Raw genomic sequence first — 17321 nt, forward strand, 5'->3', positions numbered from 1 at the left:
TCAGGCAGCGGTTTTGATATCGATTATTTTGCCTTTGTGTGCTTCAGACTGTTTTACACGCGGCAGAACAATGTTCAAAACACCATTCTTGAAACTTGCCTGAATATTGTTTTTATCCACATCATCGGGCAGTGAGATCAACCTTTGGAAAGATCCATATGTTCTTTCAACAATAAAGTTGTCGGCTTCCTCCTGGCTGTGGCTGTGTTCTTTTTCACCTTTTATGGCTAAAGTATCATTCACCAGTTCCAGTTCAATGGCGTCTTCATCCACACCCGGAATTTCAACCAGCAACTGGTATTTATTGGCTTTGGTATGGATATCGACACTGGGTTTGAACAATCCAGAAGCACCTGACAACAAGCCGCCTGTATCAGTGGCCAATGGCATACTGAAATCGTGGAAAACCTGATTGATCATTCTGTCGATCTCGGAATGTAATTGCATGATTGGGCTCAGCTCATTCCGGGCAAGCACCGGATTTATGGCTTTTTCTTGCTCCTGTTCGTTCTTGAACCAGTTCCAGGGTTTGAATTTCGATAATTGCATACTGAATACCTCCAGAAAATCTATTTGTTCAATGACTATTAACTAATTTACACCTGCTTCAGGAAACCTGATCCGAATTATTCATGCGCTCACTCAATTGTTTTTTGAGTTTGGTGAAAAACCCGGTACCGGATTTACCTCCAGCGGTTTTTTGATTGATCATGTCGAGTTGTTTGTACATGTCTTTAAAGTCCTTGTTGGTGCCATAGCCAAGTGCTTCGGCAAATTCGAGCTCAGCGCGAGCAATATCGACCACTTCGCTCAAGCGTTCGCTTTCCTCTTCGCTGCGTTCATTTTTTTCTGCAAGAGATTCGGCTTCTTCAAGCAAACTGGCAGCGGTCATTACCGGAAGCGGCATTACGGTTTTGTTCACCACCAGGGTGTTTAAAGCGGTTTGCAAGGCAAATTTGGCTTCTTCCGGTTTATCCTCATCGATTAAACGTACGGCATTTTTAATCGCATCCGGATAGGTGGCTAGAGGCAAGTTAGATACGCTCAACACACTTTCACTGGCAAGATTCTCCAAAAGGCGACGTGCCCTTTGTAAATGACCCTGCTTGACGGCTTCTTCTGCTTGTGCCCGGACCGCTTTCACTGATTCAATGCCTGTTACCACATCGATCACATTGGTTTCAATGTCCACAGGTGCCAAAGCGAGTTCCGGTTCACGTGCCAGTACAATATTGAGTTTGCCACTTGCACGTTCCAGTGCTTCAAGTGCAGCCTTGGAATCTTGTTTCTCAAGCGCACTGATTGCGGCATGCGTTTCGTCGAGAGCGTTAACGGCTTCGGCAATAACTACTTTGCGTTTCTCATTTTGTGCTGCATCCTGTGATTCAGCATTTTGAGAGGAATCTGTGTAGCCGGCTTTTACATCAGTACTAACAGAATTTGCCATAGCCAGTGTAGTGGCGGCAAAGTTTGCTGGTATTGCGCCAAGCGACAATAAGCTTAAGCAAAGTAGTAGACATATTTTAGAAATAAATTTACTTAGCATTGCTTGTACTCCTTAATTCTATTCATGAATTTACGCTTGCCTTTAAAAGGCTTAAATACAATTAAGTTGTCAGAAAATTGTGAAATTTTCAGACGCTAAAATACTTGGGTATTGGCCATTTGGTTTTCAAGGGCTTTTTGATAAAAAATTTCAGGTTTCTATTTTTTTTGAAAGAGTCAATAAAAACAGGGACTTAGACCAGCAGGCAAAATCGCCTGACGGTTTAATAGCCAAAATTGCGGAATAGCATTTTAGTTCGAGCATTAAAAAATACACGAATGTAAATTTTCAAGAATTGCGGCACTTCAGACACACTTGTATTTATCATATAAATGATTGATTTTGAATGAGTTTTCAATAAATTCACAATATTTAATATAAGTTCATTTTGGTATTTAACAATGTTTAAATTTTCGACAAAGCAACACCATCTAGAGTGCTGATATAAGTTAGTACAACAAAAATAACAGGGAGTGATGTTGAAATGGATTTTTAGTTTTACGAGAACATGTAATGATTAAACTTCCAATTTCCAATAATGCGGATTTACACCGCACACAATTAAGCAAAGATAATTCCGACAGCGATGTGGTTATACCGATGCTCGATGAGTACTCTTTGCTGATCAAGAATAATCAAATTTTTGATTACACCAATCTGAAAAATAGTATCGGCCTGGATGTGAAGATAGGTATCTATCACGATACGCATAAATTTTTAACTATCGGACTCGAGAGTGAGATGGCCTCACAAAATATTCACTCGGTTTTAATGCAAGTTCAGATTGCTTATCAAAATTTACTTACTCAAACCTATGGCGTAAATTCTACCAATGAACTTGTTGATGCCGGCCATGCTAAAAAATTTGCCAGAGTGCAACAACTATTTCAAGTTGATAATATCGAATTATTCAATGGCGAGACGTTTGCTACACTTTGTTTGAATTTACTGATCCGCCCCGAAGGCATTCCATTTATATTGCTAGGCAAGGTACCAAAGGGCAAAATTACCCGCGAAGATCGCATTAGTAAGGAATAAGAGCTCAAAACCTGTTTTGCCTGAGTCGAAAAATTCAGCGACGACTTACTTTTTCTTGACTAATTGAATAAAGCGATTGTCCAGTTTATCTTGAATCTCCGCTTCAGCACCCGGCAAACAATACCAGTCAAGTTGCATTTTTTTCAATGCCTCCGCTTTATCCACACGAGCCTGTCCAATTCCCCCTGATTGCATGCGTTCTAACTGGATTTTCATACGCTGAGCCTTGTCTTCAGCCGGACTGTCTACGCCTAATAAAATTTCCAGATCTATACACATAAGTTTCCGAGGCTCGGAATACTTGCTGCGATCCGTTTCTCTGGCGGCGGCAAGTCGTTTCGCAAAACGCTTGCGCAGCACATTATCGGATATTTCCAGTGCCTCAAGTTTGCTGGTCAATTCTGCAATAAATTCATCATCTGTGTCGGCTGGTAATGCTTCCAGTTGTGCACAGAGACTGGCCTTTTTGGCGAGATTGTCCAAAGCCTGTGATTTGCCTTTGGCAATTATCCGGTCTCTGGATTTGTTGAAATCAGCACAGGCGCGTTTATGGTCTTTGGCAATGCCTTCGACCAGTTTTTCCGGTAGTCCACGCGGGAATGGCGGCAATTCCTTATACTCTTTTTGCAGGCGTTCGAATTCCGAGTCCGCGCTGGCCAGGTCTTTGGCAGTCCTGGCAATTTTTATAATCTGCTTATTGATATCGCGATAGCCGTTCAAATGCTCGTCTTCTTTGGCGCGCTTTTCTTTACGTATACCCTGAATTTTTTCATACACCGCATCAGTGGCCGACTTGAACTGTTTCCAGGCTTTTTGATCGTCTTTGCGACGCGTAACACCGACAGTTTTCCATTGCTTTTGGATGTATTGGAGTTTTTTAATGCTGTCTTCCTTGACCTCGGCGTCGATAAGGCCACGTGCCTTTTCAATCAACTCATTCTTAAGTGCGATATTGGCATCATAGACCACGTCGAGTTTTTCAAAAATTGCGGATTTGACCTTGCGTAAACGTTTCCATTGTTTTTGCCCCGCTTTTTGCTCAACGTCTTTGATCTTTTGCCAGTCATTACTTAAATGGCGCATGGTTTTTTCAACATTTTTGTAATCGACATCGCCCTCCCAATCGGTTTTGCTTAAAAGCTCCTTGAGCTGTAAAACAAACTGTTCACGCTGTTCAAGGTTTTTGCGTCGTGTGGCATGACGTTGTTTGAAAAACTCGTCACACGGCGCATAGGCTTTATCACCTGCGGCTTTAAAACGATCCCAGTGATCGTCTGCGCTTTCCGAGTGTCCCAGGGCTTTCCATTTTTCCTGTAGCTTGGAAATTTCTTTCGCGAGTTTGTCCGGGTGCTTTTTGGAGCCGACCAGCTTTTCCATGGCTTCACACAACTCGATGTATTTAGGTTCGGTGGCAAAATCTTTCCAGTCGGCCATTTTGTCGATAGCAATGGTGGCTTTTTCCAGGCGTTCATCCAGTGCTGTACGGTCTTTGCCTGTGTATTTGCTCACGGCTTTTATCAGCGCAGACAATTCGCCTTTGGCACGAGCGAGGTTTCCACGTTTGGTCGAGCCGGCCAGGCGATTGATGCGCTTGTGCAGTTTTTCCAGTTTTTCAGAATCGGAAAGTTGTAACTCGCCGCGCCGTTCACGTAACTTTTCCTGATGCTGGAGCAGCTCATGTTTGGCGGTAAATTCGGGATAAGCAGCAGGCCAATGTAAGGTGGCCAATGTATTATCAATCTGTTTGTCGAGTAATTTGAGTTCAGAAAGGCTGGCCTTTTCCTGATCCGGGTTTTGCGTGCTGATGAGATCACAAAATGTGACCACTGATGCAAGGGACTCCTGAGCGGTGCGGAATGCTTTGGTGTGTGCCGCATCCGGTGCTGTTATATGTGACTGTTCTTTCCAGGCTTGACGACATTCTTGTAAACACTTACTTACCACGGATTTGTTTTCTGCAAGTTCAGCCAGTGACAATTTGGCCAGACGCGCACATTCTTTGTGTAATTTTTTAACCAGGGCATCTTGTGCTTTATGTGCTTCGGTTACGTCCTTATGTAGTTTGACTTTTTTCGACACAACTTTAAAAGCACTATCAAAGCGCTGAACCAGATAGTCCGAAGGTTTGCTGTCAATGGCGTCCCAACGACGTTTACAAATATTAAATCGCGCACTGAAATCGTCTCGCCATTCCGGATGTCCGGCGAGATATTCTATGGTGTCGCATAAAGTTTCTGCAGTCTCCTGGCTTTCTTCGGCATGTTTTAATTCGGCACGTTGTGCATCGATCTTTGCTTTAATAATCTTTTCAGCGTTCTTGTCTTTGCCTTTAAGTACTTTGCGGGCTTTTTCCAGTAGTTTGACTGTCTGTATATTTTCGGCGATGTAGGCGCGGGTTTCGCTAAAATCTATCGAGGGCAATAAATTGACTTGTTCTTCCGTTGATAATTCCTGTAAGAGTTCCACGCGTAAAGCAGTATGCGGGCAAGACTTGATAAAGCTGGTATTAGTTTGTGCGTGTTCTTTTACAATGTCTCGACACTGGTTTTCGCTGAGCTTGGTGTCGTGACCGATGAGTTGGGCAAATCGTTCTTCGGCTTTAAACCGGATATTGGTGTCGAAATGATCCTGACTAAGCTTAAAAATTACACCAGGGTCCTCAATCCGGGCTAATGCGGCATCGCGCACACTGGCATCAGGGTCTTGTTTTACCAGGGTTTCCAGTATGGCAGGACCGTCGGATTGTGAGCTGTCCAGTTCCGCGATCGATTCTATGCGTTTTTCGACAGATTTACTCTGCCAGCCGGGTTTAAAAAAAGCGTCTAACATGTGGTGATAACCATTTCGGGCAGTAATTTTGGGTGTAAGAGTATACTATCTATATCAGGCCAAGGTAATGTCTTGGGCATAATTCAATCAGGAGCGTCACACATGCCAAAATTTATTCTCACATACCACGGTGGCAACAAGCCCGAAACCCCCGAAGAGGGTAAAAAACACTTTCAGGAATATCAAGCCTGGTTGGGTTCATTGGGCGATGCCGCGATTAGTCCCATGAATCCGATGGGGCAACGTAAAACTCTCACCAAAGACGGCGTGAGTGAGGGCGGTCTGGAGGGGCAGTCCGGCTTTACTATACTGGAAGCGAGTGATATGAATGCAGCACTTGAAATGGCCAAGGCCTGTCCTTTTCTGGATATTGAAGGTACTTTGGTGGTGGCAGAAATCATGCAAATGGGATAGCAAAAATAAATGACAACGACGTTGCCAGTTCGACACACTCTATTAATAAAAATAACATAAGGGGAGTTCATGCCATCACCTTTGATCACTAACGACGCCATAGTCTTCGGTTTACTGGTTGCGGTTCTCGGAATTGCTTTTTACACCCATAGCCTGGGTGGCAAGTGGCATAAATTTTATACTTTTGTACCAGTCATTCTGGTCTGCTACCTGGTGCCATCCCTGTTTAATACCTTTGGCATTATTTCCAGCAAAGGATCCAATTTGTGGCCGATCGCCAAAGATTATTTTTTGCCAGCCGCACTCGTCTTAATGACATTGAGTATTGATATGAAGGCCATACTTGGTCTCGGTCCCAAGGCCTTGATCATGTTCCTGACGGCTGTGGTTGGCGTGGTTCTGGGCGGGCCATTCGCAATTTTTATCATGTCTTTGTTCAGTCCGGAAACAGTGGGCGGGGAAGGCATGAATGCCGTGTGGCGCGGTTTTGCGACCCTGGCAGGAAGCTGGATCGGCGGCGGAGCAAACCAGACTGCGATGCTGGAATTGTACGGTTATAACCCTGAACGCTATTCTGCAATGGTCGCTATCGACATCGTGGTTGCCAATCTCTGGATGATCTTCTTGCTCTATGGCGCCGGTAAACCTGAACCTTTGGATAAATGGCTAAAGGCCGATTCCAGTGCCATCGAGAGATTGAAAAATAAAATGGCCAACTACACGGCGCAAACCGAACGCGTCAGTTCGAGTATGGATTTCATGGTGATTATGGCGATTGCTTTTGGTGCTGTCGGCGTTTCACATGCGGTTGCAGCAGGTATGTCTACCTTAGTGGAGCAATTCCCGGCAATCAAGGACACTATTTTGGGTAATTCCTTTTTCTGGATCGTGGTTACCTCCACGACCATCGGACTGGTGTTGAGTTTTACCCGCATGCGACAATACGAAGGGGCGGGTGCCTCAAAACTTGGCACCGTGTTCATCTTTTTGCTGGTCGCGATCATTGGTACCAAAATGGATATTTTCCAGATCGCCGATGCGCCATTACTGTTTTTGGTCGGTATTATCTGGATGTTATTTCATGTGGTGCTGTTATTTATTGTGGCTAAAATGATCCGTGCGCCATTCTTTTTTGTTGCCGTGGGCAGCAAGGCAAGCATTGGCGGCGCCGCATCCGCCCCGGTGGTCGCTGCGGCATTCCATCCTGCGCTGGCACCAGTCGGTGTGCTATTGGCGGTCTTGGGTTATGCATTAGGAACCTATGGCGCGATTTTGTGTGCAAGCTTGATGCAGATGGTCAGCGGCATGGCGCTTTAATTTTTCCTTATAGGTGACATTTATGGATATTAATCAAATATTTTCGTTTCTCGGGTCGATTCCCTGGTACATCTGGTTGATTCTGTTCATCGGATTTTTGTTTGTAACAGGCGACCGTATTCTGTTTGAGTACGAAGTGAAATTTCCCTTACAACAGGGTCTTGGCCGCGGTGAGCTGGAATTCAAGTCCCTTAAAAAGAAAGGTGAGCTTATTGAACTGGAGTTCGATCTCGAAACAGACGAGCCATTAAATAGTCTGGAGATCTTTGTGAATGATGAAAGTGTTCATCGTTTGAGTAAAGACAAGCTCTCTAGCCAAATCCGGATCAAGGAAGCGTACAACGGCGTTTCCCCAAAAGAGAATGATCAGGTGCGGGTCGAAATAAACGGTCAAACACGATTTAGTGGAAATCTTTATCGGGATTAACTAAAACCCGGTTCAATATAATACGGATGGTCATGTCAACGCATCAAATACGATGTTGTATCAACAAGAGTTTTCTTGAAAAGGCCGAGCAGGATATTCACCACATTCTTGTTCAGCAACGACTGCGCTATAACCAGGCCTGGTTTGGCCATCCGGCCTTGTTAAAGGTTTTCAAGCTCCTTCGCTGGATTGGATTGATTGCAAGTGCCATTGGTCTGGTGTTGATCTTGCTTTTACTCCTGATTGGGCCTGACAAAGCGGCAGATACAGGCTATCAATTTGGTCTTGGCGTATTTTTTATACTAACTTTTGTGTTATTTATTTTATTTAATAAAATAACTATTAAAGTTCACGCCTTTAACGATAAATTGGCGGTTGGCGGTTCACTGCGCCTGGCCAAACGCATGCTAAAAAAAGCGTTTCGGGTCGCGCCGTATCAGGCTGAGTACGAGATCAAAGGTGATCTGATCAGCTATTATCAGGGTGTTGATAATAGCTGGAAATACAGATGGCACCGACGCCTGAAAGGAATTGCTATTGGAACCGAAAAGGTGAGTGTGTTTTTCAAATCGAAAAATTCATTTGCACCAAAAATACTTGTACTGCATAACTCCCCGAATGAATTGATCGATGTGCTTGATACATTAAAAATTGAGTATCAAGCCTTCAGCAATCAAAGTGCTTAGTCTTTAAAGGGTCAATTGCCAGAACTCCCGGTTGAGCGATTGCCCAAAAACATCCATATTTTCATCGGTCTGAATAACAACAAATCCGTATTTTTTATACAGCTCTCTTGCACTGGCCAAGCAACTGTAGGTTTCCAGTTCAACAACTTTGTAATTGTGTAGTTTACAATGTTGAATGACTTTATCCAGTAATGACCTGGAAAATCCTTGCCCCCGGAATTCTTTTTTAAGAATTACAAAATTGATAAACGCAATAGATTCAGATTTTTTCCAGACCGCGATCGAGCCGGCACGCTGACCGTTACTCTGCATGATCCAGATGGTATTAAATTCAGGGCAGTCTGGTCCAAACAAATTAACGAACTTGTTGGCAATATGAATCTCAAAGTTCGGGTCGAAGCCAAACTCACTGGTATAGATCAGTCCATGTTGAGAAATGATCCAGCCAATATCACCAGCCTGGTGTGTTCTGATATTCAATGTCATGGCTTAAACGCTAATTAGATATTATTGTTCCCAGAATTAATTATTGAGAGCAGAATTTACAGTATTATATCGATTCCAGTTTATAGATCGGAGAATTCCATGAAATCTAAAATAGTGCTTTCCATCTTAGTGTCATTCACACTCAGTGCCTGCATGTCTTCTACAAGTATGCAGGACAAGGCATCAATTACTAGCAATGTTGATATCGATGCATTACAGAAAATCGTCACACAACGGCCGGCTGAGCTACAAGCGCGGGACAAATATCGTAATCCTGTGCAAACTTTGGCATTCTTCAAAGTTGAGCCTGGTATGACAGTTGGTGAAGTGCTTCCCGGAGGAGGCTGGTATACCCGCATAATTGCAGATTATCTTGGAACGGACGGGACACTCTATGCTGTGAATTACAACGACGATATGTGGGCGAGGTTTGGGTTTTTCCCGGAAGAGTTTATTGCCGAACAAGTAGCTGCAATGGACCAGTTTCCGGATCTGGTGAAAACCTTTACCGATAATGGCGTCGCAGCGCGAGGTTTTACTTTTGCCAGTGTGCCGGATGAAGTGAGTGGCACCCTTGACCGAGTGCTGTTTATTCGCGCCATGCATAATTTGAATCGCTTTGAGGCAGAAGCGGGTACGCGCAGCCAAGCATTGCAAGCCACCTACAACATGCTCAAACCGGGCGGCATGGTTGGCGTGGTTCAACACCGTTTACAAGAAGATGCGACAAATGATAAAGCGGACGGCAGTCGGGGTTATTTGAAACAGTCGGACGTAATAGAAATGTTCGAGGAGGCCGGATTCAAGCTGCTTGCCAAAAGCGAGATCAATGCCAATCCCAAGGATCAACCAAATGCTGATGATGTTGTTTGGCGTCTGCCGCCAAGTATGAATGGTACAGGCGATGATCCGGAAAAACGCGAAATGGTTCTGGCTATCGGAGAATCGGATCGCATGACCTTGTTGTTCAAGAAAAAATAATTAAAGCAATAAAATTAAAGTGCTATTAAGAGCCCTTTCATTTGGCGATGAAAGGGTGTTATGCTCTGGTCTTGAATTTTACTGAGCGGTCACTTAACCAATGACCGTTTTTTACAACGGACAGGTAATAACTAAACATGGATGTGAACAGTTTCGCTCGCAGATTTATTTTCTTGCTTTGCCCAAGGGTCAGAATATTCAAAATTCCGGCGAGCATGAGCGGAAACATATTGCGCAACACCAGTATGATGTGATTGACTGTTTTATGCAGTCCAGCGAAATGATTGTGCACATAGACATGCGCTGATCTCATTACTTCAGATTTGGTGATCAGGGTAACCTCCGGGTTAATTCTGCTTGCACCTCCATGCGTGTGAATGAACTCGGCGTTGGCACTGATCGCGCGACGCAAACCGAGATTGGCTGCGCGCTTGGATAGGTCCATGTCCTCTGCGTACATCCAGTAGTCTTCATTCCAACCGCCAATGCGGTCAAAATTTTTGCGACTCATCAAAATCAGAGACCCGGAGATCCAGTCGACATCAAGAATGCCTATATGGCGCTGCCTGGGGTCAGGGTTTTTCTTGGGAGCTAATCGTCGCATAAGATTTCGCACCGTGCGAAAATACGTGATCAGATCCGGAAAACGGTCATAGGACTTTTGTAAACGTCCTTTGGAATCTATTTGCAAAGCGGTTAAAAGGGCAATTTCCGGATGCCTGATCTTCTCGTCGAAAAGCTGTCGTACAGCATCCGGTGACGCCACCACGTCCGGGTTCATGAATAACAAATATTCTCCTCTGCTATGCTCAACACCTACGTTGTTGGCGTGCGCAAAGCCATGGTTGCCGCCATTATCAATAAACTGCACCATTGGATATTGCTGTTGAAATTTATCCAGATTTCCGTCACCGGATGCATTATCGACCACCAGAATTTCCCACTGATTATTGCTTAATTCCGGGCAATTGATCAGGCCCTCCAGTAATTTGGATAAATGCATCCAGCTTTTGTAATTCACAATGATGATACTGAGTTGCATATCAGAAAGAACTATTTTTTAGTGGCCGTGACTAAAAATCCTTTGGTCAATAGATCACCGAACAGGATTTTCCCGAGTTTGTAGGAAAGTTTTTTCTTGGGGCGTACCGGTCCAATTTTTATGTCTGTATACCCTGTAGTAGCAAACAGGTCATGCACATCCTTGCGTGCAAAAAAGCGTAAATGTGTTCGGTCCAGGACTCCCGAATCTTTGTATTCAAAGCGCTTTTTGAATAAAAGGGCCAATACAAAAGAGAGATTGCGTATATTGGGTATGCTGCAAATAAAAATACCACCGGGTTTTAGACATGGTGTTAATCGCTTGCAGACATCCCAGGGATCAACCAGATGTTCGAGTACGTCTCCGGCAATGATGTGGGTGAAGTGATTTTTAGGTAATTCGTCAATCAATTTTTCTACATCGCCTTCAAGCAAGGTGTCCAGTACATTCCTGTTACGGGCACGTTCCGCCGCCTCTGGAAATTTCTCAATGCCCCAGATCTCAACGGCTTTACCGGACTTTTTGATCAGGCCCGAGGTGGCACCGCTGCCACAACCCAGTTCCAGCACCCGGTTCTGTGCATTGTCAGGCAATTCAGCCACTAATTCGGTGCGGGCGTGTGAGTAATAATCGCTATGTTCTGTCATTGTATTAATTATGTGCTAATTACTTGTATTTCTGTATATTCAGTTTAACATGCGAATTTGATGCAAAATCAATCAGGTACAGAATTAATAAAAACCGTTAGCCCATAGGAAACTCTAACTATACTTTGCTACACTTTTATTGAATTAATCATTACTACTACATAATTAAAAAATGGATTAAATTATGCGACAACTCAATTCTTTGCGAAATATATTTTTCTCTTTATTAATTTTAATTGCGGCGACAAACAATGCTGCAGCTCTGAACATCGAAGATTATGGCCTTTTGCCTGATATTCGGTCCGTTTCTATTTCCCCCGATGGTAAACACTATGCCCTTATTAAAAGAGGGAATAGTGGTGATGCGTTCTATATTGTAAATATTGCAAAAAATGAGGTGGTTGCCGGTGTGGATGCAAGCGCAGTAAAGGCCCGATCAGTATACTTTGCAACCAACGAACATGTCATATTACTAAGCTCAAAAACACGACGATCATTCAGGATTCGAGGCAAATGGGAGCAAGACACAGCAATATCGTTTAATTTAAAAACCAAAAAAATGAAAGTGTTGCCCACAAGCTATAAAGATCTGTATGAGGCGCAAAGTGGTTTAGGCCGAATTGTGGGAATCAATGAACAAAAAAAAGAAGTGTACATGCCGGCTTATGTTGGAGCCTCAGAACCCAGAAACGATCTATTGCGAGTAAATATAGATAATGGAAGAGCTCTATTGCACGCTAGAGGTAATCATTATGTGATCGACTGGTTCGTAGGAGATCAGGGCAAAGTTTTGGCCAGGGAGGAATATCGCGAACGAGAACAAGAGCATCGTGTTTTGTCTAAGGTTTCTGGGAAATGGAAAACTATATATACGAAAAAAACCGATGTTCCGGATATTTCAATCCTCGCGATCAATCATAGTGAAGACGCATTGATTTACAGTGAAAGTTATCAGGATGCCGATGCAATTTATTCAATGTCTCTCTCGGATGGCTCAATTACAGGACCGATGTTTGAAGAGGAAAAAACGGATATACAAAGTATCTTGACCACTTCGCTGAATAGAAAATTTGACGGCATACTCTACAGTGGCTTATTGCCGAGTTATCAATTTCTGGATGAAAATCATCAGGCTAATATGGCCGCTATACAGGATTTATATCCGGGTAGCGAAATTCATCCTATTTCAAATACGGCGGATAAATCCAGATCGGTAATCCTGGTTAGCGGGAATGAAGGGGCAGATAATTATCTGATTTTCGATTCAATTGAAAGAAGAGTGAGTTTATTAGGTACCGGTTATCCCGAAGTTAGTAAAGATAAAATTGCTCCCGTCAAGGCAATCAGGTACAAGGCACGTGATGGTCTTTCTATCAGTGCAATAATTACCAAGCCTTTAAATTCGGAAAATGCAAAAAAATTACCAATGATTGTAATGCCTCATGGAGGCCCAGAAAGTTACGACAGTATTCGTTTTGACTGGTGGGCACAATTTTTAGCCCGAAAGGGATATTTGGTTTTACAACCAAATTTCAGAGGGTCCAGCGGTTTTGGTAATGATTTTAGAATTGCAGGTCGAGGTAAGTGGGGCAAAGAAATGCAGGACGATGTTTCCGATGGCGTACTGGCAATGATCAAAACTGGTGCTGCTGATCCAGATCGCGTTTGCATTGTGGGCGCTTCTTACGGAGGCTACGCAGCAATGGCGGGTGGCGCGTTTAGTCCTGATCTGTATCGCTGTGTTGTTGCTGTTGCCGGAGTCTCTGATATTCCTAAAATGTTACGAGATCAAGCCTATACTTCAGGCAAAAGGCACTGGGTCGTCAGTTATTGGAATAGTGTTATTGGAAACTCCAAATCGGAGAAAGAGAAACTTAATAAAATTTCTCCGGTGAATGCCGCTGCAAACTTTAAGGCGCCACTTTTAATGCTACATGGGAAAGATGATACTGTCGTTCCTATTGTTCAAAGTAAACGCATGTTAAAAGCCATGCGAAAAGCCGGAAAACAAGCAGAATTGATCACGCTCAAAGGAGAAGATCATTGGTTGTCGAGTAGCGAGACCCGACTCGAACTCTTGAAAAGTGTGTCGGATTTTCTTGATCAATATAATCCTACTGATAATCTCATTCCAATGGAATCGTTAAATCATTCATCGGCCGTTCAGTAAAAAACGAGTAAAACCAGATACTTACAGTGATTGGATTCGCTTGTAGGTGTCTGATTTATATCAGAATCACAGTTGTTAACACGGTTTTTTCTTGACTATCGCGTGCACACTCAGCAATATAGCTCGACGTTCGGGCTTGCTGTTTTCCCGTAGTTAAAACCCACACATGAGAGGTTGTCCTATGAACAATTATTTTAAACGTTTTTTGGTCTTGCTATTGTCGGCCGTATTAATGGTCACAGTCAGTGCGGCCGGAAAAGAGAAGAACAAAAACAAGGCCATGGAAAAAGGCAAGGCTAAAGCCGAGGCCATGATGCACAAAAAAAAGGACAAAATGAAATCCGACATGGATGACGACGACGAGGACGATGATGAGTACGAAGACGATGACCATGATGATGAGTACGAAGACGACGACCATGACGACGATGAGTATGATGACGATATGAGTGATGCGGAAAAAGAAGCCCATAAGGCTGAGAAAAAAGCTCGCAAAGCTGATAAAAAAGCCGCAAAAGAAGCACGTAAGGCCGAGCACGAAGCGATGAAAGAAGCACGTAAGGCCGAGCATGAAGCGATGAAAGAAGAGAAACAGGCTATTAAGGCAGAATACAAAGAACAGCGTGACGCATTGAAGTCGGATGAGAAAGAAGAACTGGATGCGCTCAAGGAAGAAGGCAAAGCTTTAAAGGATGAGCGCAAAGCCGCCGACAAGTTAAGCGGGGAAGATCAGGCAATGGCTAATGCCGAAAAAGGCAAAGCCGCCGATAAAGAGTTGAATGAGAAAGCCCAGGAGGCCACAGCTAAAAAAGCTAAAAAACCGTGGTGGAAATTCTGGAATTAAATAAATCCTGTTTCACAATAAAACCGAGGCAAGTCAATTCGACTTGCCTTTTTTTATGCATGATTAGGCTACAATGTGGGCATGCCATCTGATTCCTTACTCAAACTGTTTGCGCAACACAATTTAGCTGTGGAACTGGAACATGTGTGTCATGCCAGTCCATACATTGAAGGTGTGTTGGAGAGACACAGTGATGTGATTGCAGACAACCTGGAGTCCGGACAATGGTTAACATCTTTGCAGCAAGTTGATCTCGCAAATCTTCCGCATACATCTGCACTGAAGGATCATGCAAAATTATCAGATTCAGAATTCAAACGACAATTACGCAAATATCGCAATATTCACTCCTGCCGTATTCTTTGGCATGACCTGACCGGTCGTGCTGATTGGCAGAGCGTGTTTCGCGCTCAGTCAGATCTGGCCGATCAATGTGTGCATCTTGTACTCGAGTTTTTGCACACCAGTTTTACACAAAAATACCAGTCGCCTTGCTATGACGATGGTAAGCCGATGCGTTTATGTATTGTAGCAATGGGAAAATGGGGCGGTCAGGAGCTGAATTTTTCATCCGATATAGATTTTATTTGCGTGTATGCGGAAAGTGGCGAAGTTGATGGATTGAATGGCAGACGCGGACTTTCTCATCATGAATACTTCACAAAAATGACCCAGGGTCTGATCCAGATCCTCGACGATATTACGGCTGATGGCTTTGTGTATCGCTGTGACACACGCTTGCGACCGTTTGGTGATTCCGGTGCACTAGTTGTTAATCTGCCTGCATTGGAGCAGTATCTGTTGCAACATGGTCGTGAATGGGAACGCTATGCGTATTTAAAGGCGCGTTGTGTGAGTGGTGATGAAAATGTCTGTCAGGAATTTGAGGAATTGCGACGGCCATTTGTGTACCGGCGCTATCTGGATTTTTCTGTGTTTAGCAAGTTGCGTGACATGCATGCACAGATCACCGTACAAGTTAAGAAACTCGATACCAAAAATGACCTCAAACTTGGACGCGGCGGCATTCGCGAATGCGAGTTTTTGATCCAGGCGATGCAATTACTGCGAGGCGGTCGAACCAGGTCTTTGCAACAAAACCGGTTCATTGCGGCTTATGAGGCATTACACAGTACCGAAACCTGGCAAGACCCCGGTCACAAACTTCTGAATGCCTATGTGTATTTACGCTTGCTGGAAAATCGTTTACAAGGCTTATATCAGCAACAAACCCACGCTTTACCCGAACTGGAATCCGACCAGAAGCGTCTGGCACGGGCTATGGGAGTTAGCGACTGGCAGCGCTTAATGGCGGACCTGAAGGGGCACAGGGATCATGTAGAAAACACCTTTAATCGCGAGCTTTCCTTGTTGGGTATTTCATCACATGAGCGCCCGGTAAATTCGCAATGGCGGGAAAAGATCGAACAAACGGATATTTTTACCCAAGAGATACGGAAGCGATTTTTGCGCATTGACAGTACCCGTTTATACAAAACTCTGAGCGAGTCTTCACGTCGTGTTCTGGATCGATTGATTTTTCAGGCTCTGGAAATATTTTTGGAACATCAAGCCGAGCAAGTCAAGCCGGCTCAATTGTCATTTGCCGCCGGAAACTTTTTGGGGATCATACGTGCCATTGGTAATCGTCCTGTGTATTTTGATCTGCTGGTTGAGAACCCATCCGCCTTGCGACATTTATTGTTCGTGTGTTTGAAAAGCGATTATCTATGTCAACAAATTACGCTGCGTCCGGTCTTGCTGGATGAATTGCTGGATGCCCGGGTGTTTGAGCATATTCCAGCAAGAGATGAAGTTCGTACAAGCACATTGGCAATAACCCGGAACAATCAACAAGAATCCAGCGAACAACTGATCAATGATCTGGTGAACAATAAACACATGCACAGTTTCAGAATTGCTGCTGCTGAAATTTTCAATCGCTTGCCCTTGATGCAAGTTAGTGACCGCTTAAGTGACCTGGCTGAAGCCAGCTTAATGGTAATCTTTGAACGAGTGCTTGATGAAACATTATCAAAGTTTAGTTTGGGGCCATTAAAGCTTGACGATTGCGGGTTTGCAATTTTGGCTTATGGGAAACTGGGTGGTCTTGAACTCAGTTATACCTCGGATCTGGATATCGTGTTTTTGTTCGCACATAAAGCAATCCCGAAATCTCATGTTTTGCATAGTGACATGACCTTAAGGTCAAAGTTCTACACACGTTTGACCCAGCAAATAATTCGCTATCTGGACATGCCGACCACTATGGGGCGCTTGTATGAAGTTGATACGCGTTTGCGTCCGAGTGGAAACTCCGGATTTTTGGTCAGCTCGATAGAGGCATTTGCAAGGTATTTACGTGAAGAAGCATGGACCTGGGAACATCAGGCATTGAGTAGGGCACGAGTTGTACTGGGATCGACTGACATGCATGACAGGATTGAAGCCACGCGCCAAGACATACTTACTCATGCTGTAAAGCGTGACACATTGAAAAAAGATGTCATCAACATGCGTCAGAAAATGCGTCAACAATTTGACAAAAATCATCACAAGTCAGGAATGGTTCACTTAAAACAATCACCGGGTGGAATGATCGACCTGGAGTTTTTAGTGCAATATCTGATATTGCAATATGCGGCAGAGTATCCGGAGCTGATCGTGTATTCCGATAATATTCGCCAACTCGAAGCACTTGCCGCAGTTGGTCTACTCACCGAGCAAGCCGCCAAGTCCTTGATCGAGGCCTATATCAAATTGCGTGAGAAAGTGCATTTGCTCAGTTTGCAATCAAAAAAACCAATGGTGTCAGAAGGTGTTTTACTGCATGAACGTACACTGATACAGCAGCAATGGCTTGAACATATGCACTCAGATTGATGTGAGATTTC

16 protein-coding genes are annotated in these 17321 nt (G+C 43.9%); 10 read left to right on the forward strand and 6 right to left on the reverse strand.

Going from position 1 to position 17321, the window contains the following annotated elements; all coding sequences use genetic code 11:
• The gene (locus HKN88_05505) at positions 1-549 is read right to left on the reverse strand and encodes an Hsp20/alpha crystallin family protein (protein ID NNC97510.1); all 549 of its coding nucleotides are present in this window, start codon (positions 547-549) and stop codon (positions 1-3) included.
• A gap of 58 nt (positions 550-607) precedes the next feature.
• Positions 608-1447 (reverse strand): YfdX family protein, encoded by an 840-nt coding sequence (locus tag HKN88_05510; protein NNC97511.1) that lies wholly within the window; start codon positions 1445-1447, stop codon positions 608-610.
• 178 nt (positions 1448-1625) lie between these two features.
• Between HKN88_05510 and HKN88_05515 the strand changes: the two genes are divergently transcribed.
• Together HKN88_05515 and HKN88_05520 are read left to right on the forward strand one after the other, a co-directional pair.
• Positions 1626-1793, forward strand: coding sequence for a hypothetical protein (locus HKN88_05515; GenBank protein NNC97512.1), 168 nt, complete (start codon positions 1626-1628; stop codon positions 1791-1793).
• A gap of 266 nt (positions 1794-2059) precedes the next feature.
• Complete coding sequence (locus HKN88_05520; GenBank protein ID NNC97513.1) at positions 2060-2584, forward strand: hypothetical protein; 525 nt, start codon at positions 2060-2062, stop codon at positions 2582-2584.
• A 45-nt stretch (positions 2585-2629) separates the two neighbouring features.
• On the opposite strand, the gene HKN88_05525 is transcribed toward HKN88_05520, so the two are convergent.
• Entirely contained in the window at positions 2630-5413 is a 2784-nt protein-coding gene (locus HKN88_05525; protein NNC97514.1) for a DUF349 domain-containing protein, read from the reverse strand.
• Between the two features lie 102 nt (positions 5414-5515).
• Between HKN88_05525 and HKN88_05530 the strand changes: the two genes are divergently transcribed.
• The 4 genes from HKN88_05530 (at position 5516) to HKN88_05545 (ending at position 8257) form a co-directional block, all read left to right on the forward strand.
• A complete protein-coding gene (locus HKN88_05530) occupies positions 5516-5827 on the forward strand; it encodes a hypothetical protein (GenBank protein NNC97515.1) in 312 nt (103 codons plus the stop codon).
• Between the two features lie 69 nt (positions 5828-5896).
• Positions 5897-7144 (forward strand): DUF819 family protein, encoded by a 1248-nt coding sequence (locus tag HKN88_05535; protein NNC97516.1) that lies wholly within the window; start codon positions 5897-5899, stop codon positions 7142-7144.
• Between the two features lie 22 nt (positions 7145-7166).
• Complete coding sequence (locus HKN88_05540; protein ID NNC97517.1) at positions 7167-7571, forward strand: hypothetical protein; 405 nt, start codon at positions 7167-7169, stop codon at positions 7569-7571.
• Positions 7572-7603: 32 nt separating this feature from the next.
• On the forward strand, positions 7604-8257 hold the full coding sequence (locus HKN88_05545) for a hypothetical protein (GenBank protein NNC97518.1): 654 nt from the start codon (positions 7604-7606) through the stop codon (positions 8255-8257).
• Positions 8258-8260: 3 nt separating this feature from the next.
• Here HKN88_05545 and HKN88_05550 read toward each other — a convergent pair whose 3' ends face one another.
• Positions 8261-8737, reverse strand: coding sequence for a GNAT family N-acetyltransferase (locus HKN88_05550; protein ID NNC97519.1), 477 nt, complete (start codon positions 8735-8737; stop codon positions 8261-8263).
• Positions 8738-8842: 105 nt separating this feature from the next.
• Between HKN88_05550 and HKN88_05555 the strand changes: the two genes are divergently transcribed.
• The gene (locus HKN88_05555) at positions 8843-9724 is read left to right on the forward strand and encodes a class I SAM-dependent methyltransferase (GenBank protein ID NNC97520.1); all 882 of its coding nucleotides are present in this window, start codon (positions 8843-8845) and stop codon (positions 9722-9724) included.
• Positions 9725-9782: 58 nt separating this feature from the next.
• Here HKN88_05555 and HKN88_05560 read toward each other — a convergent pair whose 3' ends face one another.
• The gene (locus HKN88_05560) at positions 9783-10766 is read right to left on the reverse strand and encodes a glycosyltransferase family 2 protein (protein ID NNC97521.1); all 984 of its coding nucleotides are present in this window, start codon (positions 10764-10766) and stop codon (positions 9783-9785) included.
• 11 nt (positions 10767-10777) lie between these two features.
• Positions 10778-11413: a class I SAM-dependent methyltransferase gene (locus tag HKN88_05565; protein NNC97522.1), complete on the reverse strand. Its 636-nt coding sequence runs from the start codon at positions 11411-11413 to the stop codon at positions 10778-10780.
• A gap of 184 nt (positions 11414-11597) precedes the next feature.
• Here HKN88_05565 and HKN88_05570 point away from each other — a divergent pair, with 184 nt between their 5' ends.
• The 3 genes from HKN88_05570 to glnE all read left to right on the forward strand — a co-directional run bounded on the left by HKN88_05570 (position 11598) and on the right by glnE (position 17310).
• Positions 11598-13583 carry a S9 family peptidase gene (locus tag HKN88_05570; GenBank protein ID NNC97523.1) on the forward strand — a complete coding sequence of 662 codons (1986 nt, stop codon included), beginning with the start codon at positions 11598-11600 and terminating at the stop codon, positions 13581-13583.
• A gap of 181 nt (positions 13584-13764) precedes the next feature.
• Entirely contained in the window at positions 13765-14427 is a 663-nt protein-coding gene (locus HKN88_05575; GenBank protein NNC97524.1) for a hypothetical protein, read from the forward strand.
• Positions 14428-14508: 81 nt separating this feature from the next.
• Positions 14509-17310 carry a bifunctional [glutamate--ammonia ligase]-adenylyl-L-tyrosine phosphorylase/[glutamate--ammonia-ligase] adenylyltransferase gene (gene glnE / locus HKN88_05580; protein ID NNC97525.1) on the forward strand — a complete coding sequence of 934 codons (2802 nt, stop codon included), beginning with the start codon at positions 14509-14511 and terminating at the stop codon, positions 17308-17310.
• Positions 17311-17321: the final 11 nt, after the last annotated feature.

Source organism: Gammaproteobacteria bacterium (genome assembly GCA_013001575.1).
GTDB lineage: Bacteria > Pseudomonadota > Gammaproteobacteria > Steroidobacterales > JABDMI01 > JABDMI01.